26 protein-coding genes, 1 tRNA gene and 1 pseudogene are annotated in these 25,301 nt (G+C 64.7%); 10 read left to right on the forward strand and 18 right to left on the reverse strand.

The genetic code is table 11. The features are described 5' to 3' along the window. Positions 1-201: 201 nt before the first annotated feature. Together tig and IVB46_RS21140 are read right to left on the reverse strand one after the other, a co-directional pair. Positions 202-1,563 carry a trigger factor gene (gene tig, locus IVB46_RS21135; RefSeq protein WP_085400716.1) on the reverse strand — a complete coding sequence of 454 codons (1,362 nt, stop codon included), beginning with the start codon at positions 1,561-1,563 and terminating at the stop codon, positions 202-204. 174 nt (positions 1,564-1,737) lie between these two features. Further along, positions 1,738-1,822 (reverse strand) — tRNA-Leu (locus IVB46_RS21140). 154 nt (positions 1,823-1,976) lie between these two features. On the opposite strand from IVB46_RS21140, the gene IVB46_RS21145 reads away from it, so the two are divergent. Beyond that, positions 1,977-3,305 (forward strand): multicopper oxidase domain-containing protein, encoded by a 1,329-nt coding sequence (locus IVB46_RS21145; protein WP_247301985.1) that lies wholly within the window; start codon positions 1,977-1,979, stop codon positions 3,303-3,305. Positions 3,306-3,309: 4 nt separating this feature from the next. On the opposite strand, the pseudogene IVB46_RS21150 reads toward IVB46_RS21145, so the two are convergent. Together IVB46_RS21150 and IVB46_RS21155 are read right to left on the reverse strand one after the other, a co-directional pair. After that, a pseudogene (locus IVB46_RS21150) lies at positions 3,310-3,748 on the reverse strand (GNAT family N-acetyltransferase). Further along, the gene (locus tag IVB46_RS21155) at positions 3,748-5,247 is read right to left on the reverse strand and encodes an NAD(P)H-hydrate dehydratase (protein WP_247301987.1); all 1,500 of its coding nucleotides are present in this window, start codon (positions 5,245-5,247) and stop codon (positions 3,748-3,750) included. Before IVB46_RS21155 ends, IVB46_RS21150 begins: the two are co-directional and overlap by 1 nt. Positions 5,248-5,630: 383 nt before the next feature. On the opposite strand from IVB46_RS21155, the gene IVB46_RS21160 reads away from it, so the two are divergent. Beyond that, positions 5,631-5,969 (forward strand): P-II family nitrogen regulator, encoded by a 339-nt coding sequence (locus IVB46_RS21160; RefSeq protein WP_007603495.1) that lies wholly within the window; start codon positions 5,631-5,633, stop codon positions 5,967-5,969. Between the two features lie 152 nt (positions 5,970-6,121). Then, positions 6,122-7,531, forward strand: coding sequence for a type I glutamate--ammonia ligase (gene glnA, locus IVB46_RS21165; RefSeq protein WP_247343410.1), 1,410 nt, complete (start codon positions 6,122-6,124; stop codon positions 7,529-7,531). Positions 7,532-7,645: 114 nt separating this feature from the next. Here glnA and IVB46_RS21170 read toward each other — a convergent pair whose 3' ends face one another. The 4 genes from IVB46_RS21170 to IVB46_RS21185 form a co-directional block, all read right to left on the reverse strand. Continuing rightward, positions 7,646-8,779, reverse strand: a complete 1,134-nt coding sequence (locus IVB46_RS21170) for an asparaginase (RefSeq protein ID WP_247301989.1) — start codon at positions 8,777-8,779, stop codon at positions 7,646-7,648. Positions 8,780-8,860: 81 nt separating this feature from the next. After that, positions 8,861-9,622, reverse strand: coding sequence for a slipin family protein (locus IVB46_RS21175; protein ID WP_063982951.1), 762 nt, complete (start codon positions 9,620-9,622; stop codon positions 8,861-8,863). Continuing rightward, a complete protein-coding gene (locus IVB46_RS21180) occupies positions 9,619-11,022 on the reverse strand; it encodes a nodulation protein NfeD (RefSeq protein ID WP_085400722.1) in 1,404 nt (467 codons plus the stop codon). Before IVB46_RS21180 ends, IVB46_RS21175 begins: the two co-directional genes overlap by 4 nt. A gap of 171 nt (positions 11,023-11,193) precedes the next feature. Continuing rightward, positions 11,194-11,451 (reverse strand): tautomerase family protein, encoded by a 258-nt coding sequence (locus IVB46_RS21185; RefSeq protein WP_212483336.1) that lies wholly within the window; start codon positions 11,449-11,451, stop codon positions 11,194-11,196. A 151-nt stretch (positions 11,452-11,602) separates the two neighbouring features. On the opposite strand from IVB46_RS21185, the gene IVB46_RS21190 reads away from it, so the two are divergent. Further along, entirely contained in the window at positions 11,603-12,580 is a 978-nt protein-coding gene (locus IVB46_RS21190; RefSeq protein WP_247301990.1) for a helix-turn-helix domain-containing protein, read from the forward strand. Between the two features lie 50 nt (positions 12,581-12,630). Here the strand turns inward: IVB46_RS21190 and IVB46_RS21195 are convergent, their stop codons facing one another. Further along, positions 12,631-13,404 (reverse strand): gamma-glutamyl-gamma-aminobutyrate hydrolase family protein, encoded by a 774-nt coding sequence (locus tag IVB46_RS21195; RefSeq protein ID WP_071913319.1) that lies wholly within the window; start codon positions 13,402-13,404, stop codon positions 12,631-12,633. Positions 13,405-13,494: 90 nt separating this feature from the next. Next, entirely contained in the window at positions 13,495-14,211 is a 717-nt protein-coding gene (locus IVB46_RS21200; protein WP_247301993.1) for a hypothetical protein, read from the reverse strand. Positions 14,212-14,348: 137 nt separating this feature from the next. Between IVB46_RS21200 and IVB46_RS21205 the strand changes: the two genes are divergently transcribed. Further along, positions 14,349-15,482, forward strand: coding sequence for an AI-2E family transporter (locus tag IVB46_RS21205; protein WP_247301994.1), 1,134 nt, complete (start codon positions 14,349-14,351; stop codon positions 15,480-15,482). A 76-nt stretch (positions 15,483-15,558) separates the two neighbouring features. Here the strand turns inward: IVB46_RS21205 and IVB46_RS21210 are convergent, their stop codons facing one another. The 6 genes from IVB46_RS21210 to IVB46_RS21235 form a co-directional block, all read right to left on the reverse strand. Further along, complete coding sequence (locus IVB46_RS21210) at positions 15,559-15,855, reverse strand: antibiotic biosynthesis monooxygenase family protein (RefSeq protein ID WP_028155908.1); 297 nt, start codon at positions 15,853-15,855, stop codon at positions 15,559-15,561. Between the two features lie 99 nt (positions 15,856-15,954). Beyond that, a complete protein-coding gene (locus IVB46_RS21215; RefSeq protein WP_247301996.1) occupies positions 15,955-16,191 on the reverse strand; it encodes a hypothetical protein in 237 nt (78 codons plus the stop codon). Between the two features lie 70 nt (positions 16,192-16,261). Next, complete coding sequence (locus tag IVB46_RS21220) at positions 16,262-17,482, reverse strand: GGDEF domain-containing protein (protein ID WP_166097018.1); 1,221 nt, start codon at positions 17,480-17,482, stop codon at positions 16,262-16,264. 230 nt (positions 17,483-17,712) lie between these two features. Then, positions 17,713-18,192: a 30S ribosomal protein S9 gene (gene rpsI / locus IVB46_RS21225; RefSeq protein ID WP_166097019.1), complete on the reverse strand. Its 480-nt coding sequence runs from the start codon at positions 18,190-18,192 to the stop codon at positions 17,713-17,715. A gap of 1 nt (position 18,193) precedes the next feature. After that, entirely contained in the window at positions 18,194-18,658 is a 465-nt protein-coding gene (rplM, locus tag IVB46_RS21230) for a 50S ribosomal protein L13 (protein ID WP_008137961.1), read from the reverse strand. 158 nt (positions 18,659-18,816) lie between these two features. Beyond that, positions 18,817-19,245 carry a PaaI family thioesterase gene (locus tag IVB46_RS21235; RefSeq protein ID WP_039147848.1) on the reverse strand — a complete coding sequence of 143 codons (429 nt, stop codon included), beginning with the start codon at positions 19,243-19,245 and terminating at the stop codon, positions 18,817-18,819. Between the two features lie 86 nt (positions 19,246-19,331). Here IVB46_RS21235 and IVB46_RS21240 point away from each other — a divergent pair, with 86 nt between their 5' ends. The 4 genes from IVB46_RS21240 to IVB46_RS21255 all read left to right on the forward strand — a co-directional run bounded on the left by IVB46_RS21240 (position 19,332) and on the right by IVB46_RS21255 (position 22,819). Continuing rightward, a complete protein-coding gene (locus IVB46_RS21240) occupies positions 19,332-20,156 on the forward strand; it encodes an enoyl-CoA hydratase (RefSeq protein WP_247301999.1) in 825 nt (274 codons plus the stop codon). A gap of 123 nt (positions 20,157-20,279) precedes the next feature. Then, on the forward strand, positions 20,280-20,864 hold the full coding sequence (locus IVB46_RS21245; protein WP_071913309.1) for a CoA-binding protein: 585 nt from the start codon (positions 20,280-20,282) through the stop codon (positions 20,862-20,864). Between the two features lie 127 nt (positions 20,865-20,991). Then, on the forward strand, positions 20,992-22,272 hold the full coding sequence (locus tag IVB46_RS21250; protein WP_028149015.1) for an O-acetylhomoserine aminocarboxypropyltransferase: 1,281 nt from the start codon (positions 20,992-20,994) through the stop codon (positions 22,270-22,272). Positions 22,273-22,474: 202 nt separating this feature from the next. Next, positions 22,475-22,819, forward strand: coding sequence for a hypothetical protein (locus IVB46_RS21255; RefSeq protein ID WP_063982941.1), 345 nt, complete (start codon positions 22,475-22,477; stop codon positions 22,817-22,819). 5 nt (positions 22,820-22,824) lie between these two features. Here the strand turns inward: IVB46_RS21255 and IVB46_RS21260 are convergent, their stop codons facing one another. Further along, the gene (locus tag IVB46_RS21260) at positions 22,825-23,901 is read right to left on the reverse strand and encodes a COX15/CtaA family protein (RefSeq protein ID WP_247343413.1); all 1,077 of its coding nucleotides are present in this window, start codon (positions 23,899-23,901) and stop codon (positions 22,825-22,827) included. Positions 23,902-24,011: 110 nt separating this feature from the next. Between IVB46_RS21260 and IVB46_RS21265 the strand changes: the two genes are divergently transcribed. After that, the gene (locus IVB46_RS21265; protein WP_247302007.1) at positions 24,012-24,233 is read left to right on the forward strand and encodes a DUF2842 domain-containing protein; all 222 of its coding nucleotides are present in this window, start codon (positions 24,012-24,014) and stop codon (positions 24,231-24,233) included. Here IVB46_RS21265 and IVB46_RS21270 read toward each other — a convergent pair. Further along, a complete protein-coding gene (locus IVB46_RS21270; RefSeq protein ID WP_247302010.1) occupies positions 24,223-25,266 on the reverse strand; it encodes a polysaccharide deacetylase family protein in 1,044 nt (347 codons plus the stop codon). The genes IVB46_RS21265 and IVB46_RS21270 overlap by 11 nt on opposite strands. Positions 25,267-25,301: the final 35 nt, after the last annotated feature.

A 25,301-nucleotide genomic window follows, 5' to 3' on the forward strand; every position in this document is an offset into this window, starting at 1 on the left:
GCTGATCAATCTTCCAGGGCCGAAAATACTTGCTCATGGACGCAAATAGAATCAGACTCCCGACCAATTGAACAGGGACTACTCGGACAGGCTCCTAGAGCCCCGTTCCGATTGAATCGGAACGGGGCTCTAGATTCTAAGTTTGACGCGTTTTCTTTACGCGAACCGGTATCCACTTCGCTCGAAAACGCTCTAGAGCCTTCAGGCTGCGGTCTTTTCCGCGTCCTCGTCCTTGTAGAGGTCCTCGCGCGAGACCTTCTTCTCGGTCACGTTGGCGAGCTCGAGGATGAAGTCGACGACCTTGTCCTCGTAGATCGGTGCACGAAGCTGGGCCAGCGCCTGGGCGTTGCTGCGGTAATAGTCCCAGACTTCCTTCTCGCGGCCCGGCATCGAGCGAGCGCGCTCGATCACGGCGCGGCCGACCTCGTCGTCGGTCACGGTGATCTTGTTCTTCTCGCCGATCTCGGACAGCACGAGGCCGAGCCGGACGCGGCGGTCGGCGATCTTGCGGTACTCGTCCTTGGCCTTGTCTTCGGTGGTATCCTCGTCCGCGAAGGTCTTGCCGGCCGAATCCATCTCGGCCTTGACCGAGTTCCACATCAGATTGAACTCCTCGTCGACGAGCGACGGCGGCGCTTCGAAGCGATGCGCCTCGTCGAGGCGGTCGAGCAGCGCACGCTTGACGCGCTGGCGCGTCGCGCCGGCGAACTCGGCAGCCAGACGCTCGCGCGCGGCTTCCTTCAGCTTGTCCAGCGATTCGAGGCCCAGCGTCTTGGCGAACTCGTCATCGATCGCGACGTCCTGCGGCGCCTCGATCGAGGTCGCGGTGGTCTCGAACTCGGCCGGCTGGCCGGCGAGCTTGTCGTTCATGTAGTTCTTGGGGAACGACACTTTCAGCGTGCGCGTCTCGCCCGCGCCGATGCCGGTGAGCTGCTCCTCGAAGCCGGGGATGAAAGTATTGGAACCGATCGCGACCTGGATGCCCTCGCCGGTGCCGCCCTCGAAGACTTCGCCGTTGATGGTGCCCTTGAAGTTGATGGTGACGCGGTCGCCCGACTCGGCCTTGGCGCCCTCGGCCTTGGCCGCATAGCCGCGGTTGCTGTCGGCGATACGCTTGATGGCTTCGTCGACATCGGTGTCGGACACGTCAGCGACGGGCTTCTCGACCTGGAAGCTCTTGAAATCGGCGAGCGCAATCGCGGGCACCACTTCGATCGCGACCGTGTAGGTCAGATCGGTCTTGCCGTTGAGCAGCTCCTCGACCTCGGCCTGCTCGGTCGGCATGGTGATCTTCGGCTCGGTCGCGAGGCGGAAACCGCGATCGGAGAACAGCTGCGTGTTGGTGTCGCGGATGGTCTGGTCGATGGTCTCGGCCATCACCGAGCGGCCATAGACCTTCTTCAGGTGAGCGACCGGCACCTTGCCGGGGCGGAAGCCGTTGATGCGGACCTTGTCCTTGAGATCGACGAGTTTGGCACCAGCCTTGGCGTCGAGATCAGACGCGGGAACGCTGATCTTGAACTCGTGCTTCAAACCTTCCGAGAGGGTTTCTGTGACCTGCATGGCGTCCAATCTTCTTCTCGCTCGGCCCCGGCACGCATGCGTCGGGACGCTGTCATTAATCGAACCGGCGCAAGGCAAGACGCCTCAACGCCGGTGGTTCATCGGACCACTTCCGCCGGAAACACTCCGTGAGGAAGCAGCCCTTCGGTAATCCGTGCAAACGCTGAAAGCGCTTGGTGCGGGCGGAGGGACTCGAACCCCCACAACTTTCGTCACTGGAACCTAAATCCAGCGCGTCTACCAGTTCCGCCACGCCCGCGTGAATTTGCATCAAGACCGGCCGCGATGCCGCGGGCGGCCGGGCTTATAGCATGTGCCTGACTGTTCGCAGCAAAAAAATGGCCCGATAGAGTCAGGCTTTAAGTAGGCGCGACGGCTGGACTTATCCAGCGCTTCATGGTCCGCATCGAACCATGAAAACGCGGATCTCTGACCCGACCCGGCGTGAGGTTTTGGCCGGACTTGGAGCTGGACTTGGAGCCGGACTTGGAGCCTCCGCGGCCGGGCTGATCGCCGGCGGCGCAACCCCCGCTGTCACCGCCCAGCTCGCCCTGCAGGCAAGGCCGGCAACGCTGGCGCTCAGACCGGGTCAGCCGGCGACACCGATCTGGGAGCTCGCCGCCGTAAGCCATATCGGGAACGTCCGTCTCAAGCGAGGCGACCGCTGCGAGGTGGTCTTCCGGAACGACCTGCCTGTCCCGCTTGCGCCAGTCTGGTACGGCCTGAATGGCCCGGCCGGGGCCGACCCGTTGCGAGGGCGTACGCCGACTGCGCCGGATGTGACTGAAACCTCAATTGTTTCAATACCAAATGCAGGAACTCTGGCAGCCGACTTCCGTCTCTTCGAAGACGGTTTGAAGCTGCCCGCGCGCCCGCTTCCGATCATCGCCGGCGAGACAAATCGCGTCCCTGTCGACCGCGACGAGGTCCTGTTGATCGAGGAATGGCGGCTCCGGCCGGATGGGACCGCGCTTCCGCCCGGCCGCGCACCTGAGGGCAGGACACCGCTCTTTACCCTCAATGGCCGGACTTCATTCGAACTCTCAGCGGCGGCCGGCGAGCGGCTGCGGCTACGCTTTATCAACGGCTCGCAACGTTCTGTTCTGGCGATCAAATTGGAAGGCCACGAGGTCCAGGTGATGGCCCTGGACGGACAGCCGGCCGAGCCATTCCCGGCGCGCAACGGCGCCCTGGTGCTCGCCCCCGGCGCACGCGCCGACGCCTTCGTGGATGCGGCCACATCGGCCCCATTCCTGTTGCATGACGGCAAGGAGGCGCGCCAGGTCGGGAGCCTCACGATATCAGGCAAGCTCGAGCGGCGCGCGCCGCTGTTGCCGCCACAGCCGCTCCCCCTGAACGACCTCCCCGAGAAGCTCGACCTCAAAGGCGCCCTGCGGTTCGATGTCGCGCTCGGCGCGCCCGACGCCGGCTGGGCACGGCCTGCAAGCTTCTCCGTCTCCTCCAATCCCGTCTTCCGCGCCAGGGCCGGCCGCACCGTCGCGCTGGCCCTCAAGAACCCCGGACCGGCCACGACCGTGTTTCACCTGCACGGCCATCATTTCCGCCTGCTCGACAAGCTCGACGACGGCTGGAAGCCCTACTGGCTCGACACGCTCGCAATCGAGCCGGGCCAAACCCAGCGCGTCGCGTTCGCGGCGACCTCACCCGGACCCTGGCTGATCGAATCCGTCGTGACCGACTGGGCCGCGCCACGGCTGGTGCGCTGGTATGGGGTGGAGTGAGCGACTACCGCCGCGTCCAGAGGTAGCGAGCGTCAGGCTCCCGCTCCTCGTTCCGCGCCCCGTCGGTTTGTTCAACCGGTGCGAACCCGCGCGTCTCATAGAAGCGCCGCGCCGGCGCGTTGCGCTGGAAGGTCCAGAGCTCCAGCCGGTCGCTGGCCCGCTTGGCGACATCAAGGAGTTCTGTGCCGACGCCGCGCCCCCCGTGCGACGGGCAGTACATAGAGCTGCTCAACCCAACCTTCGTGGAAGGCGATGATCCCGCTCAGGACGTCATCATCGAACCGCCCCCACACACGGCACGTCGTGAATACGCGCTCGCGGTAGAACCAGCGGTCCTCATCGGGCGTGTGCAGCCCAACGAGCCACGGCATCGCCTGGTCGAACGCAATCCGATGGACCTGCGCGGCCTCGCCCATATCGGTGAGTGCGAGCAGCCTGAGCACTAATACTCCACCCCGAGCGCATTATAGATCCGCCGGTGCACGGCCGGCAGCGTCTCGGTCAGGTCCTCCGCGATCAGGCCGGGCCCCGCCTCGCTTCCCGCCTCGCCATGCATCCAGACGCCGATGCTGGCGGCTTCGAAGGCCGGCACGCCCTGCGCCAGAAGTCCTGCGATGATGCCGGCGAGCACGTCGCCGGCGCCGGCGGTGGCGAGCCAGGGCGGCGCGTTGGCGGCGATGGTGGCGCGCCCGTCGGGCGCGGCGATGGTGGTATCCGGCCCCTTCAGCAGCACGACCGCACCACAGCGCTCGGCGGCGGCGCGGACTCGCTCCAGCTTCGAGCGGCCCGGATGTTTGTTGCTGAGGTCGGAGAACAGGCGCGGAAATTCACCCTCGTGCGGCGTCATCACGACCGCACTGTCCTCAGAGGACTTGATCGATTCAAACAGCCGCTCGGGGTTTGCGGCAAAGCTCGTCAGCGCATCCGCGTCCAGCACCAGATGCCGCTGCGCGTGAAGCGCCGTGTGGACCAGATCGCAGGTGCGATCGCCGACGCCCGCGCCGGGTCCGATCAGGCAGGTGTTGTAGCGTTTGTCGCCGAGCAACGCGCCGAATTCGACCGCTGTGTCGCAGGCGCGAACCATCACCGCGGTGAGCGCGCTGGCATTGATCGCGAGCGCATCGCGCGGGGTCGCCAGCGTCACGAGGCCCGCTCCGGCCCGCAAAGCCCCACGGGCGGCGAGCCGCGCCGCGCCGGTCGCGGCGGCATCGCCCGAGACCGCCAGCACGTGGCCCCGTGCGTATTTATGGCCGTCGATGCGCGGCACCGGAAAGGCGGTGCCCCAGAAATCCGGATCGTTCTCGAAGGTCCGCGGCGCGATCTCGTCCAGCACCTGTGCGTCGATGCCGATGTCGGCGACGCGCACGTGGCCGCAATGCATCCGGCCGGGCAGCAGCAAATGCGCCGGCTTCTTGCGGAAGAAGGTGACGGTCTCGGTGGCGTTCACCGCCGCACCCATCACAGCTGCGCTGGTGCCGTTGATGCCGCTCGGCAGGTCGACCGCGAGCACCGGGGCGCCGTTGGCGTTGATCGCTTCGATCATCGCATGCGCCTCGCCGTCGACCGGGCGACTGAGGCCCGCGCCGAACAGCGCATCGATGATCAGCGCGGGCTTGCCGATCGCCTGCGGATTGAACGGCAGCACCGGGTGCTTCCAGCCGCGCGCCGCGGAGGCCGCGTCACCCTGGAGCTGGTCGCGCTCGCACATCAGGATCACCGAGACGTCGCGCCCTTGCGCGGCGAGCTCCGCGGCTGCGACAAAACCGTCGCCGCCATTGTTGCCGGGACCGGCCACGATCAGGATCGGCCCCTCCTCCACCAGCGCATTGGCGGCCTCCGCGACCGCCTGCCCCGCGCTGAGCATCAGCTTGAAGCCGGGCGTGCCTGCCGCAATACTGAGCTGGTCGGCGCGCTGCATTTCAGCGTTGGTCAGAACTTCCATGCCACTTCCCTGGTCCAAACGCCTTTTCAACAGGCACGCTCCGTACCGACCCACCCCGCAGAACAACGATTTGCACAGATATTGAACCGATTGCCTATTTCGTAGTCTGCGGTATTTTGAGCCAGTCGGCTCCACCTATCAGAGATGCGCGTTAAAAGGCTGATAACGCTCCAATAATCAGGGCATTTGCAACTTGGCATAGACCCTGCTTTCGAGGAAGCCGCTTCGGTTCGTCGTGCTCACTGGCAATCTATCAGGGTGTGGCCGGCCGTTGTTGCCGGGCTGGTCAGGCATCCCGGCATAGCGAAGACAAGATCGTGCGTTAAGAAAAGCGCATCCTGACGAAGACGTTGCTATTTGATCGAAAGGCCGGGAGGCGCGCAGTGAAGAAAATCGAAGCCATCATCAAGCCATTCAAGCTCGACGAGGTGAAGGAAGCGCTTCAGGAAGTCGGCCTGCAAGGCATCACCGTGACCGAGGCCAAGGGCTTTGGCCGGCAGAAGGGCCACGCCGAGCTTTACCGCGGCGCAGAATACATCGTCGATTTCCTCCCCAAGGTGAAGATCGAGATCGTGATCGGCGACGATCTGGTCGAGCGCGCTATCGACGCGATCCGCCGCGCCGCGCAGACCGGGCGCATCGGCGACGGCAAGATTTTCGTCTCCAATATCGAAGAGGCGATCCGCATCCGGACCGGCGAATCCGGGCTGGACGCTATCTGAGCCGGGTGCTATCCCGCATTTTGCGACACTCCGACAAGAAAAAGGCTGCTTCGGCGGCCTGATTTTGTTTGTGCGCTCGCGCGCGAACTCGCCAAAAGCGAGAACAATCTTGCTCACCTGGAAACCGACCCGCAGAGCCAAAAGGGGTATGCATGAAGACCGCCAAAGACGTCCTGAAATCGATCAAGGACAACGACGTCAAATACGTCGACCTGCGCTTCACCGATCCGCGCGGCAAGTGGCAGCACGTGACGTTCGACATCAGCATGATCGATGAGGACATTTTCGCCGAAGGGACGATGTTCGACGGCTCCTCGATCGCCGGCTGGAAGGCGATCAACGAGTCCGACATGTGCCTGATGCCGGATCCGGTGACCGCGACGATCGACCCGTTCTTCGCCGAGACCACCATGGTCATCACCTGCGACGTGCTCGAGCCGACCACCGGCGAGCCCTACAACCGCGACCCCCGCGGCATCGCCAAGAAGGCCGAGGCCATGCTGAAGTCGATGGGCGTGGGCGACAGCGTGTTCGTCGGCCCCGAGGCCGAGTTCTTCGTGTTCGACGACGTGCGCTTCTCCGCCAACCCCTACAACACCGGCTTCCGTCTCGACTCCTCGGAGCTGCCGACCAACTCCGACACCGAATATGAAGGCGGCAATCTCGGCCACCGCGTCCGCACCAAGGGCGGCTACTTCCCGGTGCCGCCGCAGGACTCCGTGCAGGACATGCGCTCCGAAATGCTCGGCGCCATGGCCAAGATGGGCGTCAAGGTCGAGAAGCATCACCACGAAGTCGCGTCCGCCCAGCACGAGCTCGGCATGAAGTTCGACACGCTGACGCTGATGGCCGACCACATGCAGATCTACAAGTACTGCATCCACCAGGTCGCGCACATCTACGGCAAGACCGCCACCTTCATGCCGAAGCCGGTCTATGGCGACAACGGCTCGGGCATGCACGTGCACCAGTCGATCTGGAAGGACGGCAAGCCGGTGTTCGCCGGCAACAAGTACGCCGACCTGTCGGAGACCTGCCTCCACTACATCGGCGGCATCATCAAGCACGCCAAGGCGATCAACGCCTTCACCAACCCGTCGACCAACTCCTACAAGCGCCTGGTCCCGGGCTATGAGGCTCCCGTGCTGCTCGCCTACTCCGCGCGCAACCGCTCGGCCTCCTGCCGCATCCCCTACACCGCTTCGCCGAAGGCCAAGCGTGTCGAGGTGCGCTTCCCCGATCCGCTCGCCAATCCCTATCTCGGCTTCGCCGCGATGCTGATGGCCGGCCTCGACGGCATCAAGAACAAGATCGATCCGGGTCCGGCGATGGACAAGGACCTCTACGATCTGCCGAAGGAAGAGCTGAAGCAGATCCCGACGGTGTGCGGCTCGCTCCGCGAGGCGCTCGAAAACCTCGACAAGGACCGCGGCTTCCTCAAGAACGGCGGCGTGTTCGACGACGACTTCATCGACAGCTACATCGAGCTGAAGATGACCGAGGTCGAGCGCTTCGAAATGACCCCGCACCCGGTCGAGTTCGACATGTACTATTCGGGCTAAGCGGCCCAAACTCTCTGCGACAAGCAAAAGGCGCTCCGCGAGGAGCGCCTTTTCGTTTTGGGGAGTCGCAGGGTGGATTACGCTAACCCACCCTGCAGGACACGACGCGCCCAATCACCACGTTGCAGTGAAGGCGCGCTGGAGCTCGGCCGGAGCCGTAACCCCGCCCGCGATCAGCAATTGAGTGAGAACACGGGCCTTCTGCGGATTGAGGTCCTCGGACACGACGAACCCGTTCTTGTCGTCGTCAACCTCGACATTCCGGGTGACGAAGCCGGATCGGACCCGCGTCGAGCGGACGACGATGACGCCCTTCTTCGCCGCCGCTTCGAGCGCATCGAGGGCCTGCTTCGACGTGTTGCCGTCGCCGACGCCGGCCAGCACGATGCCCTTGGCGCCGTGCGAAATGGCGTCCTCGATCGGAACGGCGTCCATGTTGGCATGCGAGTAGACGATCTCGACGCGCGGCAATTGCTCGCCCGCCGGGAGCGGATAGGTCGTGCGCTTGCCGGCGGCCTGGGTCATGAAACGGATGCCGCCGGCGGTGTCGACATAGCCGATCGGGCCGTCATTGGGGGAGCTGAACGTCTCGATGCTCGTGGTGTTGGTCTTGGTGATCGAGCGGGCGCTTTGGATCTTGTCGTTCAGCACGGCCATCACGCCGCGGCCGCGAGAGCGCGGATCGGCCGCCACCTGCACCGCTTCGTACAGATTGCCGGGGCCGTCCGCACTCACCGCCGTGGCCGGACGCATCGAACCGACGATCACCACCGGCTTGTCGCCGCGCACGACATTGTCGAGAAAGAACGCGGTCTCCTCGAGCGTATCCGTGCCGTGGGTGATGAGGATTCCATCGGCTTCATTCTTGTCGAAGGCGTCCTGGATGCGGCGGGCCAGGGCAAACCAGACCTTGTCGTTCATGTCCTGGGATCCGATCGACGAAATCTGCTCAGCATTCAGCTTCGCGAGCTTGTCCAGGCCCGGTACCGACTGCATCAACTGCTCCCCGGTGATCTGGCCGGATTTGTACGCGCCGGTCGCGCGCGTGTCGGCCTGGCCTGCGATGGTGCCTCCCGTCGCAAGCACGAGAATGCGCGGCAGGCCGGCCGCCGTCGCGTCCTTGCCCGGCTCTGCGGCCTGCGCCGCATCGATCCTCCACGACCAAAGTGCGAGGACGACCAGCGGAACGGTGAGCATCAATGTCCGATTTCGGCGGCGGCTTGCTGGTCTGGCGGCATGCTTCGTCATCGAATTTTCCTCCCGTTTAAGTTGGGATCAATATTCGACACCTCCATTTGGGCCGAAGATGGGTCATCCTGCCGCTGATGGCTACGGGTTGTCGCGCCGAGGCACAAAATGGTCGAGCAGGCCCGTCGGCAGCGGAAAGACGATGGTCGACGACCGTTCGCCCGCGATGTCGTGCAGGGCCGCGAAATAACGTAGCTGCATCGCCTGAGGCTCCTGCGCGAGAATCCGGCCGGCCTCGACGAGCTTTTCGGCAGCCTGCTGCTCGCCCATCGCATTGATCACCTTGGCCCGTCGTAACCGCTCCGCCTCGGCCTGTTTGGCAATCGCGCGCACCATGGTTTCATTGAGATCGACGTCCTTGATCTCGATGCCGGTGACCTTGATGCCCCAGACGTCGGTCTGCTTGTCGAGGATCTCCTGGATGTCCGCGTTCAACCTGTCGCGCTCGGCGAGCATCTCGTCGAGCTCGTGCTTGCCGAGCACCGAGCGCAACGTGGTCTGGGCGAGCTGGCTGGTGGCGGCCATGTAATCGCCGACCTTGATGATGGCCCGTTCGGGGTCGACGATGCGGAAGTACAGAACGGCGTTGACCTTGACGGAGACGTTGTCCCGCGAAATCACGTCCTGCGGCGGCACGACCTGCACCATCACCCGCAGATCCACCTTCACGAGTTGCTGCACGATCGGAATGAGGATGATGAGGCCCGGACCCTTCACGCCGGTAAAGCGGCCGAGCGTAAAGATGACGCCACGCTCGTATTCGCGCAGGATTCGAATAGCCTGGGACAGGAACATGATGACAAGCAACGCAAGCGCCGCATAGGTCAGATATTCCAGCATCATGATGTACCTCCCTCGCCTGTTGGTGCGCGCCGTATCAGCAGCGTCAGGTCGACGATGTTGGCGACTTCGACCGTCTCTCCGGGCTTGAACGTTTCGGCGCCGCGCGCCTGCCAGCGCTCACCATGGGCGAAGACATGACCTTCGTTCCCATTCCAGTCGAGAACCTCGGCGGGCAAGCCTCGCATGGCCTGCGCGCCGACCAGTGCAGGAGCCCTGCCGACGCGCCGAAGCGAACCGAGCACGACGAGCGCAAAGCCGGCGAACACTGCTGCGGTGATGCCGATCACCCACCACGACAGGTGGTAGCCCGGCGCCTCGCCCCTGAAAAGCATCAGCGCTCCCAGCACGAACGCGATGATCCCTCCGAGCCCGATTACCACGGTCGGGTTGAAGGCTTCGATGGTGAGAAGCACGAGTCCAACCAGCATCAGGGCGAGGCCGGCATAATTGATCGGCAGCAGATTGAGCGCATAGAGGCCGATCAGCAGGCAGATCGCGCCGACGACTCCGGGGGCGACGGCTCCAGGAGACATGAACTCGAAGATCAAGCCGTAGATGCCGACCATCAGGAGAATGAACGCCACGTTCGGATCGGTGATGACCGCCAGGAAGCGGGATATCGGTCCGGGATCGATGGCTTCGACGACGGCATCCTTCGTCACCAGGCGTTGCGTCTTGCCGCCTGCAACCTCGACCACGCGACCATCGATCTGCCTCAGCAATTCAGCCTGATCGCGCGCGACGAGATCGATGGCATGAGCCTCTAGCGCGGCGTTCGCAGAGAGCGTGGCAGCCTCACGGACCGCCTTCTCCGCCCAGTCGACATTGCGGTTGCGCAGCTCCGCAAGGCTGCGGATGAAGGCAACCGCGTCGTTGGTCGCCTTGGCCGTCATGGCATCCTTGGGCTGATCCTTGGACTCGCTCTGCTGGTCACCGTCCTTCTTGTCCTTGCCGCCCTTGTCCGCCGGTCCGCTCGGAAGACCCGGCAGCGGCCCGCCGATCTGCACCGGCGTCGCGGCGCCAATATTGGTGCCCGGCGCCATCGCCGCGATGTGGGTCGCATAAAGGATATAGGTCCCCGCGCTCGCCGCGTGGGCGCCGGAGGGCGCGACGTAACCGACGACAGGGATCGGCGAGGCCAGCACATCCGCGATGATCTCGCGCATGCTGGAATTGAGGCCGCCGGGCGTATTCAGTCTCAGAAGCACGACCTCGGCACGCCGTTCGCTTGCCTTGGCCAAAGCCTCCTTGACGTAGCTCGCCGACGCAGGGCCGATGGCTCCGTCGATCGAAACGATCAATGCAAGACGGCCGTTCTCCTCCGCTGAGCTGGGAAGGAGGCAGCAGATCAAAGCCACGACGCCAATCGCCGCAACGAGGGCCGCCTTCATGGTCTGCACGGCAGGGCTCCCTTGCAGAACATATGGTGCGCGTCTTGCGAACCTCAATGCGGCCGCGTGCAGGCCATGATCGTGATTGTGCGATGCAATGGAGATCGCCCCGCAGATCGATTGAGCACAGGGCGGTGGCGAACCATGCCTTGGGCTGGTCCGCCCGCGCACGCTGCGCTGCTACGGCCGCGGGACCCGCACGCCATCCGCGCCGATCGTGCCGAACATACCGGCGATGATCTCAGGCGTCGGCTGCATGCCGCCGAGCGACCAGTGCGCCGGCTCCTGCTCCTCGATCCTGACCCAGACGTTGCGGCGGAAATCCGGGTTGCCCTGCCCTTCGACCTCGACCAAGAGATCGGTGACGCGTTCGAGCAAGGTCTTCTTTTGCGCGGCATCCAGGATGCCGCGGACGGTGGAAATGGTGACGTAAGGCATGTCTCTCTCCAATCATGTCGTGTGACGACGGCACGAGACTGGACCTGACAGCGCCGGCAAGGCAGTGGCGGATAAGACAGAGATCGGGCAATTTCCGCCACCCAGCCCCGCGCCGATCGGCTAGGATCGCCGCGCCTGTCCTGGAGGTCTCATGAAGCTCGCAATTCTGGCGCTGGAAGGCTGTATGCATTCGGCGATCGCCGGGGTCGCCGACATCCTGTCGCTCGCCAATCACGTGATGCAGCAGAGCGGTGCGAAAACGCGCTTCGCCTGGGAGGTGCTTTCGCTCGACGGCAAGCCGGTGCGCGCCGGCGGCGGCCAGATGGTCGCCGTCGATGGCGCGGTCGGCAAACGCGGCCGCTTCGACGCGATCCTCGTCCCCGGCAACCTCGTCGATCACGTCACGGCGGAACGCCTGCAACCGCAATATGCCCGCGCCGGCGCCTGGCTTCGGCAGCAGCATGCGAGCGGCCGGCTGATCGGCGCGTTCTGCAGCGGCGTGTTCCTGCTTGCAGGCAGCGGCCTGCTCGACCACCGCCGCGCCACCATCACCTGGTGGCTGCAAGGCGAGCTGCGGCAGCGCCATCCCACCATCGACCTCGCCGCCGACGCCGTCATCACGGTCGCGGACCGCATCGTCTGCGCGGCCGGACCGATGTCGTGGGTCGACCTCCTGCTCAGGCTGATCGAGATGGTCGACGGCAAGGCGATTGCAAAGCTCTGTGCGGACTACGTCGTCATCGACACCGCGCAACGCACCCAGTCGATCTTCATGCCCGTCGGCTATTTGCTGTCGCAGGACCCGCTGCTGACCCGGGCCGACCTCCTGGTTCGCCGCACCGGCAAGAGCCCGATGACGGTCAAGCGCCTCGCCGATGCACTCGGCCTCAGCGAGCGCACGCTGAACCGGAAGTTCCAGGAGCTCACGCGCGAGCCGCCGCAAGCCTTCATCATGCGCCGCCGCGTCGAGCACGCGCGCACGCTGCTGGAGACGACGGCGCAGCCGATCAAGACCATCGCACGCACGGCCGGCTACGAGGACGAGAGCAGCTTTCGCAAGGCGTTCCGCAAGCTGACACTGATGTCGCCGCAAGCCTATCGCGCGCGACGGATGGAGCGGACGGCGTAAGCTGCGAAACCAAGGCGCCGTTCAGTCGAGGGCTGCGAGCGAGCTTCTTGTTACGCCGCCGCACGCTGGCGCACGACCATCGCCTCGCCGAACGCCTCGAACAGCTTGCGGTTGATCGGATTGCGCTGCGGGTCGTATTCGGCGTGCCATTGTACGCCGAGCGCGAAGGTCGGGGCTTCCGCGATGCGGATCGCCTCGATGGTGCCGTCCTCGGCGACGCCCTCGATCAGCACGCGCTTGCCGGGATCGAGAATGCCCTGGCCATGCAGCGAATTGACCCTGATCTTCTCGCAGCCGAGCAGTTTTGCGAACGCGCCGCCCGGCGTAAGGTCGACGTCGTGACGGTCGGCGAACACCACGGTCGGATCGGGATGAATCTCGCCGTTCTCGAGCCTGGGCATGCGGTGGTTCATGCGGCCGGGGATTTCGCGGATCTCCGGATGCAGCGAGCCGCCGAAGGCGACGTTCATCTCCTGGAGGCCCCGGCAGATGCCGAACAGCGGAATGCCACGGGACACGCAAGCGACCGAAAGCGCCAGCGCCACCTCGTCGCGGTGGATGTCGTAGGGCTCGTGCCGCTCGCACGGATCGACATTGAAACGGGTCGGATGGACGTTGGCGCGGGCGCCGGTGAGCACGATTCCGTCGACCACGTCGAGCAGCGCGCCGATATCGGTGATGTCGGGCGCTCCCGCAAACATCATCGGCAGGCCGCCGGAAACCTCGGCCACAGCGCGCAAATTGCGCTCGCCGACCATCTGGACCTGAAATCGATTTTCGACGCGATGGGCGTTCCCGATCACGCCGACGACCGGCTTTCTCATCTCCCGTTCCGACCTCCCGCGTAAGAAGATTCTCCAAACATGCCCTCGGGATGGAACAAATTCAACAGAAGGGATCGCGGGACGGCAATGCTATTTTCGCGCAAATGCCTCCCGGGCCTCGGTTGTCCCCACGACGGGCAGGCCGGCGGCCTTCAGCGCGGTTGCCGCCGGATCGTCCGGCGTGGCCAGCCAGGGCAGTTTCGCCTCGATTCCGCGCGTCACGGGCTCCCCGAGCACCCCGCCGAAATCGATCGGCCAAAACCCGTTGGGCACTACCTCGGCGGTGAGGGCACGGACGGCGTAGCCATCGCCCAGAACCGCATCCGCATGGTCGCCGGCGACAAGGCGCGCGGTCTCGGGGTCTTTGGGATCGCCAAAGCTCACGAGCACTGGGATCAGCTCCCCCTGCACCGGGACCATGCCGGCCTGCCGGCTGATATCGTTGAACGAGACGCGGTTGCCGCGCGCGGCGCCATAGGCACGGAGCGCGACATAGTTGATGTCGTCGAGGTCGAGCTTGCCGCCCTGCTGATGCGCCAGCAATGCCACCAGGTTCTTGCCTTTGCCGCCGTCTTGGCCGAGATCGACGAACACGGCCTCCCCGCGCATCGTGGTGCGGCCGCCGCGGTTATAGTTGCGGTCAGGCACCACAGCGAGAACACCGGACCCCGTCTTGATCCCGTCAGGCGTCGTCACCTCGACCGTGAGGCGGTATTTGTGGCCGGGCCGGTTGATCCGGATCTGGTCGCCGATCACGATCACGGCCAGAAGCCCCAGCAGACCGGCCCACTTGCTGATGAAACTCAAACGCCCCCCACCTGTTTTCTCCTCATCGCTCTGCACCGTTCGCGCGACAGCGTCAAACCAGCGCGTTGACGCGGTCTTGATCGGAAGCGCGTTTGTCGAAAGAGTGCCCCGCCCGCAGCCGCCGAAAAGGACATGATGTGACCATCCTCGCAGACCAACGCCCCACGACCCGCACCGATCTGGCTTGGGCAATTTCGGTCGGCGGCATCGGTGTCGTGCTGTTTACGGCGATGCTGGTCTTCACTTGGTATTTTGCGACCACGCTGCTGCTGATCTTCACCGGCATGCTGCTCGGCGTCGGCCTCAACGCGCTGACCAACGCGCTCGGCCGCCGCGTGCACTTGCCGCATCCGGTCCGGCTCGCGATCGTCTGCGTCGTGCTTGCGGTGCTGCTCGCAGGCGTCGCCTATCTCGGCGGCGCCACCATCGCCGAGCAGGCCTCGCTGCTGAGCAAGACCATCAAGTCGCAGATCGGCAACGTGAAGAGCTTCCTGGACAACCACGGGATCGACACCAGCTTCTTCGATCTCGGCAGCGCTGCGTCCGACACTTCGGCCAATCCACCATCGGACTCGACACCCTCGCCAGCAGCACCCCCGCGCGGTTCCTTGCCCGGCGCCGGCGCGCTGGCCTCCAGCGGTGGCGCGATCGTGAGCCAGACCTTCAAGCTCCTGCTCGGCACCATCCACGGCGTGGGAAACATCTTCATCGTGCTGTTCCTGGGGCTGTCCTTCGCCGCCCAGCCCGGCGTCTATCACGACGGCCTGTTGTTCCTGGCGCCGGCGAGGCATCGCACCCGCGTCACCCTGATCATCGACGGCATCAGCGAGACGCTGGAACGCTGGCTGATCGCGCAGATCGTCGTGATGATTGCGGTTGGCATCGTGACCTGGATCGGGCTTGCCATCATCGGCATTCCCGGCTCGTTCATCCTGGGCATTCAGGCGGGCCTGCTCGCCTTCATTCCGACCGTCGGCGCCATCATTGCCGGCGTCGTCGTGGTGCTCGCGAGCCTCGCCTCGGGCTGGATTCCGGCGCTGTCGGCCTTCCTCCTCTTCATGGGCGTGCACGCGATGGAGAGCTATGTGCTGACGCCGATCCTGCAGCGGCAGGCGCTCGACATCCCGCCGGCCACGCTGTTTGCGTTCCAGATCCTGCTCGGCGTCGTGTTCGGCATCTGGGGCCTGGCGCTGGCGCTGCCACTGGTCGCCATCGCCAAGGTCATGATCGACCATTTCAAGACGTATGAGGCGCCGCCCCTGGCAGCATGATCCGGAAAAGTGCGCAGCGGTTTTCCGAAAAGATCATGCTCAGGCGACGAGGCGGCGTAAGGCGTCGTGAAGCAGCTCAGGTCGTCAGCACGGTCTCGGTGTGCTCGACCTCCGGGGGCGAAGCAAAGTACTGGCCGACGAGGCCGCGCCATTCGGTGAAATTCTCCGAGCCGCGGAAATCGACGGTGTGGTTCTCCAGCGTCGCCCACTTCACCATCAGCCGGTAGCGCTGCGGCTTCTCGATCGACTTGTGCAGCTCGAAGCCGTGAAAGCCCTTCGAACCGCCGAAGGCGGCTTTGGCCTTGGCGACGGCCGCCTCAAAGTCCTTCTCGCTGCCCGGCTTGACGTCGATTTGCGCGATCTCGGTGATCATCGGTTTCCACCCTGTTTGTTTGATGGGTGTGTCTACCGTAGACCGCAACGAAGAAAAAGGCACCGAATCGGCGCCCTGACCGGTCAAAAATGCGTGCTCTCATGCCAACAGCAGAGCGGTGCCTGCCACGATGAGCGCGCAACCGATGAACAGCGCGAGCGGCCAGTAGCTACGGCTTTGCGTGTAGCGCCCCTGCGCGCGGCGCTCGGTGATCAGCGCGCGCTCGTATTCATCCGCGGTGGAGAACACGCAGGCGAAGCCGCCTCGTGTCGAGGCCGCAGCGGCTTCGAGCGACATCAGGGCAGCCTGCGGGTTCTGTCGACGGATCGATTCCATGACCGCAATGGTAGGGATCGAATGGTAAACAGCGGATTACCGAAGGCGCCTCCTGAGGCGCCTCTTGGCTTCAGGCGGTGGCCGGACGCGCCTGCGGCGCACCAACCCGCGCCGCGCTCTGGCGACGCCAGTTCTCCAGCGACAGCGGCAGCTCCTCCGCCGCCTCGACGCGGTTACGACCGCCGCGCTTGGCCTGGTAGAGCGCTGTGTCGGCCGAGGCCAGCAACACCTCGAGCTCGGTGCCGGCCGGACCGCCGGCAACGCCGATGCTGACGGTGGTGTCGACCGGGCCCTCATCGACCACGACGCCGGAGGTCTCGAACGCCTCGCGCACGCGCTCGGCAACCAGCACGCCCTCCTCCAGCGAACACGGCAGCAGGGCGGCGAACTCCTCGCCGCCGATGCGGCCCGACATATCGGTCATGCGCAGGTTGCTGACGACGACGGTCGAGAACAGTTTCAGCATCTCGTCGCCGGCAGGATGGCCGAAGCGGTCGTTGATCGACTTGAAGTGGTCGATGTCGAAGATCATCACGGTCACGGGACGACCGGCCTTGGCCTCGCGCTCGATCACGCGCCCGCAGGCTTCCGAGAAGCCGCGGCGGTTGAGCATGCCGGTCAGGGGATCGGTAGACGCGGCGGTCCGGTGCGCCGTCACCGTGCGCTCCGACACCAGCATGAAGATCACGAACACGGTGCCGACGGCATAGAGGATGAGCTCGACCGCAAACACAGTGACCCAGATGCTGCCGGAGAAGCCGGCATCGTTCGGACGCAGGAAGCTGCCGAGCACGATCGGCAGCATCAGCACGCAGCCGTGCATCACCGGCACCACGAAGGCCGGCCAGCGCCGTTGCAGGCTCTTGCGCCGCTCAACCCAGAGCTCGCTCGCGGTCAGCGCCGCATAGACCGAGACGATGCCGGCGCCGACGATCATACGCAGCATTGACGCGGCGGGATCAAGCAGCGTCACGGCGGCGGCCCAGGCCAGCGCGCCGACGAGGAGCCCCGGCCAGTTCGGCTTGCGGCCGTGGAAGACGCGCGCCGCATTCCACACCATGCCGCAGGCGACGAAGCCGACCGCGTTCAGCGCAAGGTAAAGATGCGGGCCGAGCTTCTCGCCGGCCGCGGTCCATAACGCGACGGACGCTGCGCCGAGCAGATACGCGGTGCCCCACCATTTCAGCGCGGGGCTGTTCTCCTGCGTGCCGAAAAACACCATCATGGCGCCGAGCAGTGCGGCAACCATGGTGGCGACCAAATAGAGCGTGATGCTATCGAGCGACATCATGTCGGCCCCCTTCTAGACATAGCAAGTTACGCGATCGGCCCAGCCGACTTGCGCGCCCTTCCAGATGCGACGCTATGTCCCGCGAGTTCCATTCAGGTTTTCATGCGGGGCCAAGTTTTCGGGAAACACGTCATCAATTTGCATACAAACGAACAACAAAAAGGGCGCTGAAATCAGCGCCCTTTTGCATCTCATTGAAGCCGCTTTCGCGGCGAATGTGACCGAAGCGATTAACGCTTCGAGAACTGGAAGGACCGGCGGGCCTTGGCCTTGCCGTACTTCTTGCGCTCGACCACGCGGGAGTCGCGGGTCAGGAAGCCGCCCTTCTTGAGCACGGTGCGCAGCTCCGGCTCGAAATAGGTGAGCGCCTTGGAGATGCCGTGACGGACGGCACCGGCCTGGCCGGACAGACCGCCTCCGGCGACGGTGCAGATCACGTCGTACTGGCCGGAACGCGCGGCCACCGAGAACGGCTGCTCGATCATCATGCGCAGCACGGGACGGGCGAAATAGACCTCGACCTCGCGCGAATTGACCGTGACCTTGCCGGCGCCCGGCTTGATCCAGACGCGGGCGACCGCGTCCTTGCGCTTGCCGGTGGCATAGGCGCGGTTGAACTTGTCGACCTTCTTCTCGTGCTTGGGCGCGTCGGGCGCGACCGCGGTCTTGAGCTGCGAGAGCTGGTCGAGCGACTGAATGGATTCGGCCATGTTATGCGGCCCTCGTGTTCTTGCGGTTCAACTTGGCGATGTCGATCTTCTCGGGCGTCTGGGCCTCGTGCGGATGATCGGCGCCGCCATAGACGCGGAGGTTGCCCATCTGGACGCGACCGAGCGGACCACGCGGGATCATGCGCTCGACGGCCTTCTCGAGCACGCGCTCGGGATGCTTGCCCTCGAGGATCTGGCGCGCGGTGCGCTCCTTGACGTGGCCGACGTAACCGGTGTGCTTGTAGTAGGTCTTCTGCTCGCGCTTGCGACCGGTGAGGACCGCATGCTGCGCGTTGATGATGATGACGTTGTCGCCGCAATCAACGTGCGGGGTGTAGGTCGGGAGGTGCTTGCCGCGCAGGCGCATGGCGACGATGGTGGCGAGACGGCCGACAACCAGACCCTTGGCGTCGATCAGTACCCACTTCTTCGTCACCTCAGCCGGCTTTGCCGAAAAGGTTTTCATATCGGAGTTTCCGTGGACGGGAGATATCGGCGCGAACACCGCGCCGGACTGCGCGATTTTCTAGAGAAGAGACGCGCAACGGTCAATGCCCCAGAGCAGGAATTACAATAGCAAAATCAATATCTTAAAATTATGGTGCTATATTACCTGCGAAAAGCTCAAACATTTGGAATGGAATAGGTCGAGGTGACATGAGCGATCGGATCGGGCGACGTGCCGGACAGCAGCTTCACCTCGCCGACCGCCAGGCGTTTGCCGAGCTTGAGCAGCCGCGCCTCCGCCAGCACATCCTGGCCGGGCTGGCCCTTGCGCAGGAAGTTGATGTTGAGATTGGTGGTGACCGCAAGCCCGATCGGCCCGATCGCGGACAGCAGCACCACGTACATCGCGAAATCCGCCAGTGCCATCAGCGTCGGGCCGGACACGGTTCCACCCGGCCGCAGCATCCTTTCGCTGTAGCGCTGGCGCAAAAGGCAGGTCTGGCCGTCGGCGCTCTCGATCGTGATGTCATCGCCGCTGAAGGCCTGGGGAAACTCGTCACGGAGAAACTGCTCGACCTCCGCCACGCTCATTTTCGCTAACGCCATGCTTCGCCTCACCCTCGCTTCGCATCCCCTGTTACATTAAGTTATCTGCGTCATCCAATTGCAAGAATCCAACCGGGAACGCTTCGATGTCCGCCCAGGCCGCCCGCGCCCCCTCCCCGCAACCGTCGAGCCTGCTGCGCGAGACCATAGGGCCCATCGCGGTCCTGACGCTGAACCGCCCGGCCGCGCGCAACAGCCTGTCGCAGGCGATGATCGCAAGCCTGCATGCCGAGCTCAACGAGATCCGCGACGACAAGGCGATCCGCGGCGTGGTGATCGCCGCCAACGGCCCCGCCTTCTCCGCCGGCCACGATATGAAGGAACTGACCGCGCGCCGCACTGACCCGGATCGCGGCCGCGCCTTCTTTGCCGAGATGATGACCGCCTGCAGCGCGATGATGCAGGCGGTCGTGCACTTGCCGAAGCCCGTGGTCGCTGCCGTCCAGGGCATCGCGACCGCGGCCGGCTGCCAGCTCGTGGCAAGCTGCGATCTCGCGATCGCCTCGGAAGCGGCGAGCTTTGCCACGCCGGGCGTCGATATCGGGCTGTTCTGCTCCACGCCGATGGTGGCGTTGTCACGGAACGTGCCGCGCAAGCAGGCGATGGAAATGCTGCTGACCGGCGAGCCGATCCCGGCCACGCGCGCCCGCGAGATCGGGCTCATCAACCGCGTGGTCGCGGCCGGCACCGAGCGCGAGGCCGCAATTGCCCTCGCCGAACAGGTCGCGCTGAAGTCGGCCTACACCGTCAAGCTCGGCAAGGAGGCGTTCTACCGCCAGGCCGAGATGAGCCTTGCGGACGCCTATCGCTATGCGGCAGAGGTGATGACCGAGAACATGATGGCGCGCGACGCCGAGGAAGGCATCGGCGCCTTCATCGAGAAGCGCACGCCGACATGGCGGGATGAGTAGTCAACACCTCGTCCTGAGGAGCCGCGGAACGCGGCGTCTCGAAGGATGGAGGCCCGACTGTGGCCTCATGGTTCGAGACGCGCGTGCCGCGCTCCTCACCATGAGGGTCAGAGAAAGAAAAAGATGAACCACGACGCCTATCCCGACAATTACATCCGCGGCATCCTCAACAGCGTGAAGTCGATCGCGATGGTCGGCGCCTCGCCCGTCAATGTGCGGCCGAGCTATTTTGCGTTCAAATATCTGGCGCAGCGCGGCTATGACATGATCCCGGTCAATCCCGGCCATGTCGGCAAGGATCTGCTCGGAAAGCCGTTTATTGCCTCGCTCTCCGACATCGGCCGCCCCGTCGACATGATCGACATCTTTCGCAACTCCAGCCACATCATGCCGGTGGTCGAAGAAGCGCTCACGCTCGATCCGCTGCCGAAGGTGATCTGGATGCAGCTTGGCGCGCGCGACGACGCGGCAGCGGCGAAAGCGGAATCGGTCGGTATCAAGGTCGTGATGAACCGCTGCCCGAAGATCGAATATGGCCGCTTGTCGTCGGAGATCTCCTGGATGGGCGTCAATTCACGCACGCTGAGCTCCAAACGGCCGCCGGCTCCGACGCAAGGCATGCGGCTATCCCTCAATCGGATGAGTGTCAGCGGCGGTGACACCGCGGCTTCCGATCGCGCAGCAAAGAACAAGACCGAGCAGAGCTGACGCAATAAACTTCCGTTGCGCGAACGTGACAATCGTAGCGCCGTGATGTGAAGCGGCGCCTTGACGGCGGGCGCGTCGCCGATCAGCATGCCGCGCGATTTCAGATCACAAGAACAGGACGCCCTCAATGAGCGATCGCCTTCCGGGATTTTCGACCCTCGCCGTGCATGCCGGGGCACAACCCGATCCCACCACCGGTGCGCGCGCGACCCCGATTTATCAAACCACCTCTTTCGTCTTCAACGACGCCGACCACGCCGCCTCGCTGTTCGGCCTGCAGGCATTCGGCAACATCTATACCCGCATCGGCAATCCCACCAACGCGGTGCTGGAAGAGCGTGTTGCCGCACTCGAAGGCGGCACCGCCGCGCTTGCGGTCGCCTCGGGCCACGCCGCACAGGTCGTGGTGCTGCAGCAATTGCTCCAGCCCGGCGACGAATTCATCGCCGCGCGAAAGCTCTATGGCGGCTCGATCAACCAGTTCTCGCATGCGTTCAAGAGCTTCGGCTGGAACGTGGTGTGGGCCGATTCCGACGACATCGCAAGCTTCGAGCGCGCGGTGACGCCGCGCACGAAGGCCATCTTCATCGAGTCCATTGCCAATCCCGGCGGCAGCATCACCGACATCGAGGCGATCTCGACGGTGGCGCGCAAGGCGGGCGTGCCGCTGATCGTCGACAACACGCTGGCCTCGCCCTATCTGATCCGCCCGATCGATCATGGCGCCGACATCGTCGTGCACTCGCTGACGAAATTCCTGGGCGGCCACGGCAATTCGCTCGGCGGCATCATCGTCGACGCCGGCACGTTCGACTGGTCCACCGGCGGCAAATATCCGATGCTGTCGGAGCCGCGGCCCGAATATCACGGCATCCGCCTCCAGGAGACCTTTGGCAATTTCGCTTTCGCGATCGCCTGCCGCGTGCTGGGCCTGCGCGATCTCGGACCCGCGCTGTCACCGTTCAACGCCTTCATGATCCTGACCGGCATCGAGACGCTGCCGCTGCGCATGCAGAAGCACTGCGACAACGCCAAGGCCGTCGCCGAATTCCTCGCCGGCCATCCGGCGGTGGCCTCGGTGAGCTATGCGGGCTTGGCAAGCGACAAGTACAATCAGCTCGCGCGGAAATACGCGCCGAAGGGCGCAGGCGCCGTGTTCACCTTCAGCCTGAAGGGCGGCTATGACGCCGGCGTCAGCCTGGTGTCGAAGCTGCAGCTGTTCTCGCACCTGGCCAATGTCGGCGACACCCGCTCGCTGGTCATCCACCCGGCCTCGACGACGCACAGCCAGCTCGACGACGCCGCCAAGGTGAAGTCCGGCGCCGGCCCCGACGTGGTGCGGCTCTCGATCGGCATCGAAGACAAGGAAGATCTGATCGCCGATCTGGAGCAGGCGCTGGGGGCGTAATTGCCATCGTCATTCCGGGATGGTCCGAAGGACCAGACCCGGAATCTCGAGATTCTCAGGTGCGCAATTGCGCACCTGAGTTCGGTCCTGCCGGACCGCCCCGGAATGACGGCGGCCGTTTTGGCCGCAGTCGGTTAACAGTCATTAACCATATCTGCCGCATACATCGTCCTTGGATCGCCCCTTTGATTCGGAGCCGACGATGCTGCGCTGGATGGTGCCTGCCCTTGCCGCCATGCTGACGGTCTCAGCTGCCGTTGCCGCCGATCTGCCGGCCACAGCGAGACGGCGCGCTGCCGTGCCGCCGCAGGACCCGCCACAGGTCTATGTCGAGACCGATCCGGATGCGCTGATCTCGCCGGCCTATGGCATCGGCAGCTATATCCGCAACCTGCCGGGCACACCGCTCCTGCCAGGCTCCAGCACCTTGCCGGGCTATTATGGCCGGCCCTGGAGCTACGATTATCAGGGCCCGTACTACGGCGGACCACAAGTCGGCTATTTCTGGCGCCTGCCCTACGCGTGCGGCGTCTACGGCTATTGCTGACCTGATCAGCCGGCCTGACCGACCGGAACCGCGCGCGGCCGCGCCTGTGCAGATTGTCGCGAGGCCAGCCGCTCCACCTGCATCACTGCAAGCGTGAGCACCACGATCGCAACCGCTTGGTGCGAAAGCGCGAGATCGATCGGCACCTGGTTGAGCAGCGTGAGGATCCCGAGCACAGCCTGCAGGCTGACCGCGGCGAACAGGCAGAGCGCACCGCCGGCCGCCGTGCGCGAGCGCACCGCATCGAGCGCATGCAGTGCCGCCAGCACGAACAGCGCATAGGCCGTCATGCGGTGCTCGAACTGCACCGTCAGCACGTTATCGAACATATTGCGCCACCACGGCGTCTCGAACCAGAGCCGGTCGCCTGCGGGAATGAACGCGCCGTCGATCTGCGGCCAGGTGTTGTAGGCACGCCCGGCGCGCAGACCCGCGACCAGCGCGCCGAAATAGATCTGGACGAAGGTGACGATGAGCAGCAGCACGCTCGTGAATTTCAGCCGCGCGGGCGCAATGATCTGCGGACGCTCGGCGAGCCGCCGCACCGTCCAGACGATGCCGGCGAAGATCAGGAGCGCGAGCACCAGATGCGTCGCCAGTCGATATTGCGAGACCTCGACACGTTCCGTCAGGCCCGAGGCCACCATCCACCAGCCGACGGCGCCCTGGAGTCCGCCAAGCGCGAACAGCAGCCACAACCGCCGTTTCAACTCACCCGACAGGCCGCCGCGCCACAGGAAGAACAGGAACGGCAGCAGATAGGCCACGCCGATGAAACGGCCGAGCATCCGGTGGCTCCATTCCCACCAGAAAATCTCCTTGAACTCGGACAGGCTCATGCCCGCGTTGAGCTCGCGATATTGCGGAATTTTCTTGTAGGCCTCGAAGGCCTCGGACCACTGCGCCTCCGACAGCGGCGGCACGCTGCCCGTGACCGGCTTCCATTCGACGATCGAGAGGCCGGATTCCGTCAGCCGCGTCGCGCCGCCGACCAGCACCATCAGCGCGATGAGGGCGGCCACGGAAATCAACCACCAGCGCACGGCGCGATGCGGGTTGGTCGGAGCGAAAATCGTCGTCATTTCAGGGGCAAAACCAAGCCTTGTTGCAAAGAGACTTGAACCGGACTGCGTGCCCCTTATAGTCCCCCGCTCCCGCAGCGCAAGTTACGCGAAGGCCGCAGCATTCCGCCATGACGATCCGCACCCGCAAGTTCCTCGGCGCCATCCTGCTCCTGGTGCTGGCCACCGTCTGGGCCCTGCTCGGCATGGCGCTGGCGCAGATGCCGTGGATCGCCGAGTCCGGCTGGCGGCAGGCGATCTACTACGTGGTGGTCGGCATGGGCTGGGTGCTGCCGGCGATGCCGATCGTGAGCTGGATGCAGCGGCCGGATCGGATCAAATCTAATTCGTAACGCTGGCGGTCGGTTTCACCGGCGCGAAGGCAACTCCGGACACCAGCACACGCAGCATGCGCAGTGATTGTATCCGGCCGTCCCAGGAAATCCGCGGCAGTGCGCGCAGATTGGTGCGCCCCTCCGCGTCCACGATGCCGGGGATGGTCGAGACGGCGCTGGCAAAGCCGGCCTCCTCCGCCATGACGACATGGCTGCGCCGGAAAGACGAGCGATCGCCGAACGGAAAGGCTAGATGCCTGATCTCGCGGTCGAAGGCCGCTTCCGCGACCGCCTTGCCCATCGTCATCTCGCGCAACGCGGCGGCGTCCTTCATGTTGGCGAGAATGGGATAGTTCACCGTCGCGCTGCCGACCGTGACCAGCGGATCCGCCGCAAGCTTTGCCAGATCCTCCCAATCCATCGATGCTTCGCGCGAGAGCGCGGCGAGATCGACCCGGTAACGCGTGCAGAGATCGGCGATCGCAGCCGACAAATCTGCCGGCGGCAACGAGCGCAGCCAGCTCTCGACGAACGAAAACAGCGCCTGCTTCTCGGCGTTGCCTGTGACGGTGAAGCGCTGCTCCTTCTCGCCCATCATCAGGTTGATGCGGCTCTCGCGCGCGATCATCCGCTCGAGCCCGAGCCACCAGGCCTCTCCGACTCCATCGGGAAACGCGGTGGGCACGTAGATCGTGAACGGCACGGCGTGGCGCGCCAGCACCGGATAGGCGAAGCTGATGAGGTCCTTCTTGGCGCCGTCGAAGGTCAGCGCCACGAAGCGCCGCTTCTCCGGCAGCGTCACCGCGCGGCGGCAGACATCGTCCATGCCGAGGAAGTCATATCCCCACTGCTTCAGCGCACGAATGGCGCGATCGAGAAATTGCGGACTGATCTCGCTTTCACGCAGCGGCTGAAACGCGCCGCGCCGCCGCGGCCGCACGTGCTGAAACCGCAGGATCGCGCCGACGCCGCGGTTGCGCAGCACAGCCTGACCGGTGAACCAGGCCAGTTCAAGCCGCAACCGTTCCAGCCATCTGTCGTCGGATGCCAATATCCCACCTTCGCGTTCGCCTGATTGTCATTACC

It is taken from the genome of Bradyrhizobium sp. 61, from assembly GCF_023073075.1.
Classification (GTDB): Bacteria; Pseudomonadota; Alphaproteobacteria; order Rhizobiales; family Xanthobacteraceae; genus Bradyrhizobium; species Bradyrhizobium barranii.

Coding starts and splice junctions, on each gene's coding strand:
- tig (WP_085400716.1), bottom strand. CDS start 1,563: ATGCAGGTCACAGAAACCCTCTCGGAAGGTTTGAAGCACGAGTTCAAG.
- IVB46_RS21145 (WP_247301985.1), top strand. CDS start 1,977: ATGAAAACGCGGATCTCTGACCCGACCCGGCGTGAGGTTTTGGCCGGA.
- IVB46_RS21155 (WP_247301987.1), bottom strand. CDS start 5,247: ATGGAAGTTCTGACCAACGCTGAAATGCAGCGCGCCGACCAGCTCAGT.
- glnA (WP_247343410.1), top strand. CDS start 6,122: ATGAAGACCGCCAAAGACGTCCTGAAATCGATCAAGGACAACGACGTC.
- IVB46_RS21170 (WP_247301989.1), bottom strand. CDS start 8,779: ATGACGAAGCATGCCGCCAGACCAGCAAGCCGCCGCCGAAATCGGACA.
- IVB46_RS21175 (WP_063982951.1), bottom strand. CDS start 9,622: ATGATGCTGGAATATCTGACCTATGCGGCGCTTGCGTTGCTTGTCATC.
- IVB46_RS21185 (WP_212483336.1), bottom strand. CDS start 11,451: ATGCCTTACGTCACCATTTCCACCGTCCGCGGCATCCTGGATGCCGCG.
- IVB46_RS21190 (WP_247301990.1), top strand. CDS start 11,603: ATGAAGCTCGCAATTCTGGCGCTGGAAGGCTGTATGCATTCGGCGATC.
- IVB46_RS21195 (WP_071913319.1), bottom strand. CDS start 13,404: ATGAGAAAGCCGGTCGTCGGCGTGATCGGGAACGCCCATCGCGTCGAA.
- IVB46_RS21210 (WP_028155908.1), bottom strand. CDS start 15,855: ATGATCACCGAGATCGCGCAAATCGACGTCAAGCCGGGCAGCGAGAAG.
- IVB46_RS21215 (WP_247301996.1), bottom strand. CDS start 16,191: ATGGAATCGATCCGTCGACAGAACCCGCAGGCTGCCCTGATGTCGCTC.
- IVB46_RS21220 (WP_166097018.1), bottom strand. CDS start 17,482: ATGATGTCGCTCGATAGCATCACGCTCTATTTGGTCGCCACCATGGTT.
- rpsI (WP_166097019.1), bottom strand. CDS start 18,192: ATGGCCGAATCCATTCAGTCGCTCGACCAGCTCTCGCAGCTCAAGACC.
- rplM (WP_008137961.1), bottom strand. CDS start 18,658: ATGAAAACCTTTTCGGCAAAGCCGGCTGAGGTGACGAAGAAGTGGGTA.
- IVB46_RS21235 (WP_039147848.1), bottom strand. CDS start 19,245: ATGGCGTTAGCGAAAATGAGCGTGGCGGAGGTCGAGCAGTTTCTCCGT.
- IVB46_RS21240 (WP_247301999.1), top strand. CDS start 19,332: ATGTCCGCCCAGGCCGCCCGCGCCCCCTCCCCGCAACCGTCGAGCCTG.
- IVB46_RS21245 (WP_071913309.1), top strand. CDS start 20,280: ATGAACCACGACGCCTATCCCGACAATTACATCCGCGGCATCCTCAAC.
- IVB46_RS21250 (WP_028149015.1), top strand. CDS start 20,992: ATGAGCGATCGCCTTCCGGGATTTTCGACCCTCGCCGTGCATGCCGGG.
- IVB46_RS21255 (WP_063982941.1), top strand. CDS start 22,475: ATGCTGCGCTGGATGGTGCCTGCCCTTGCCGCCATGCTGACGGTCTCA.
- IVB46_RS21260 (WP_247343413.1), bottom strand. CDS start 23,901: ATGACGACGATTTTCGCTCCGACCAACCCGCATCGCGCCGTGCGCTGG.
- IVB46_RS21265 (WP_247302007.1), top strand. CDS start 24,012: ATGACGATCCGCACCCGCAAGTTCCTCGGCGCCATCCTGCTCCTGGTG.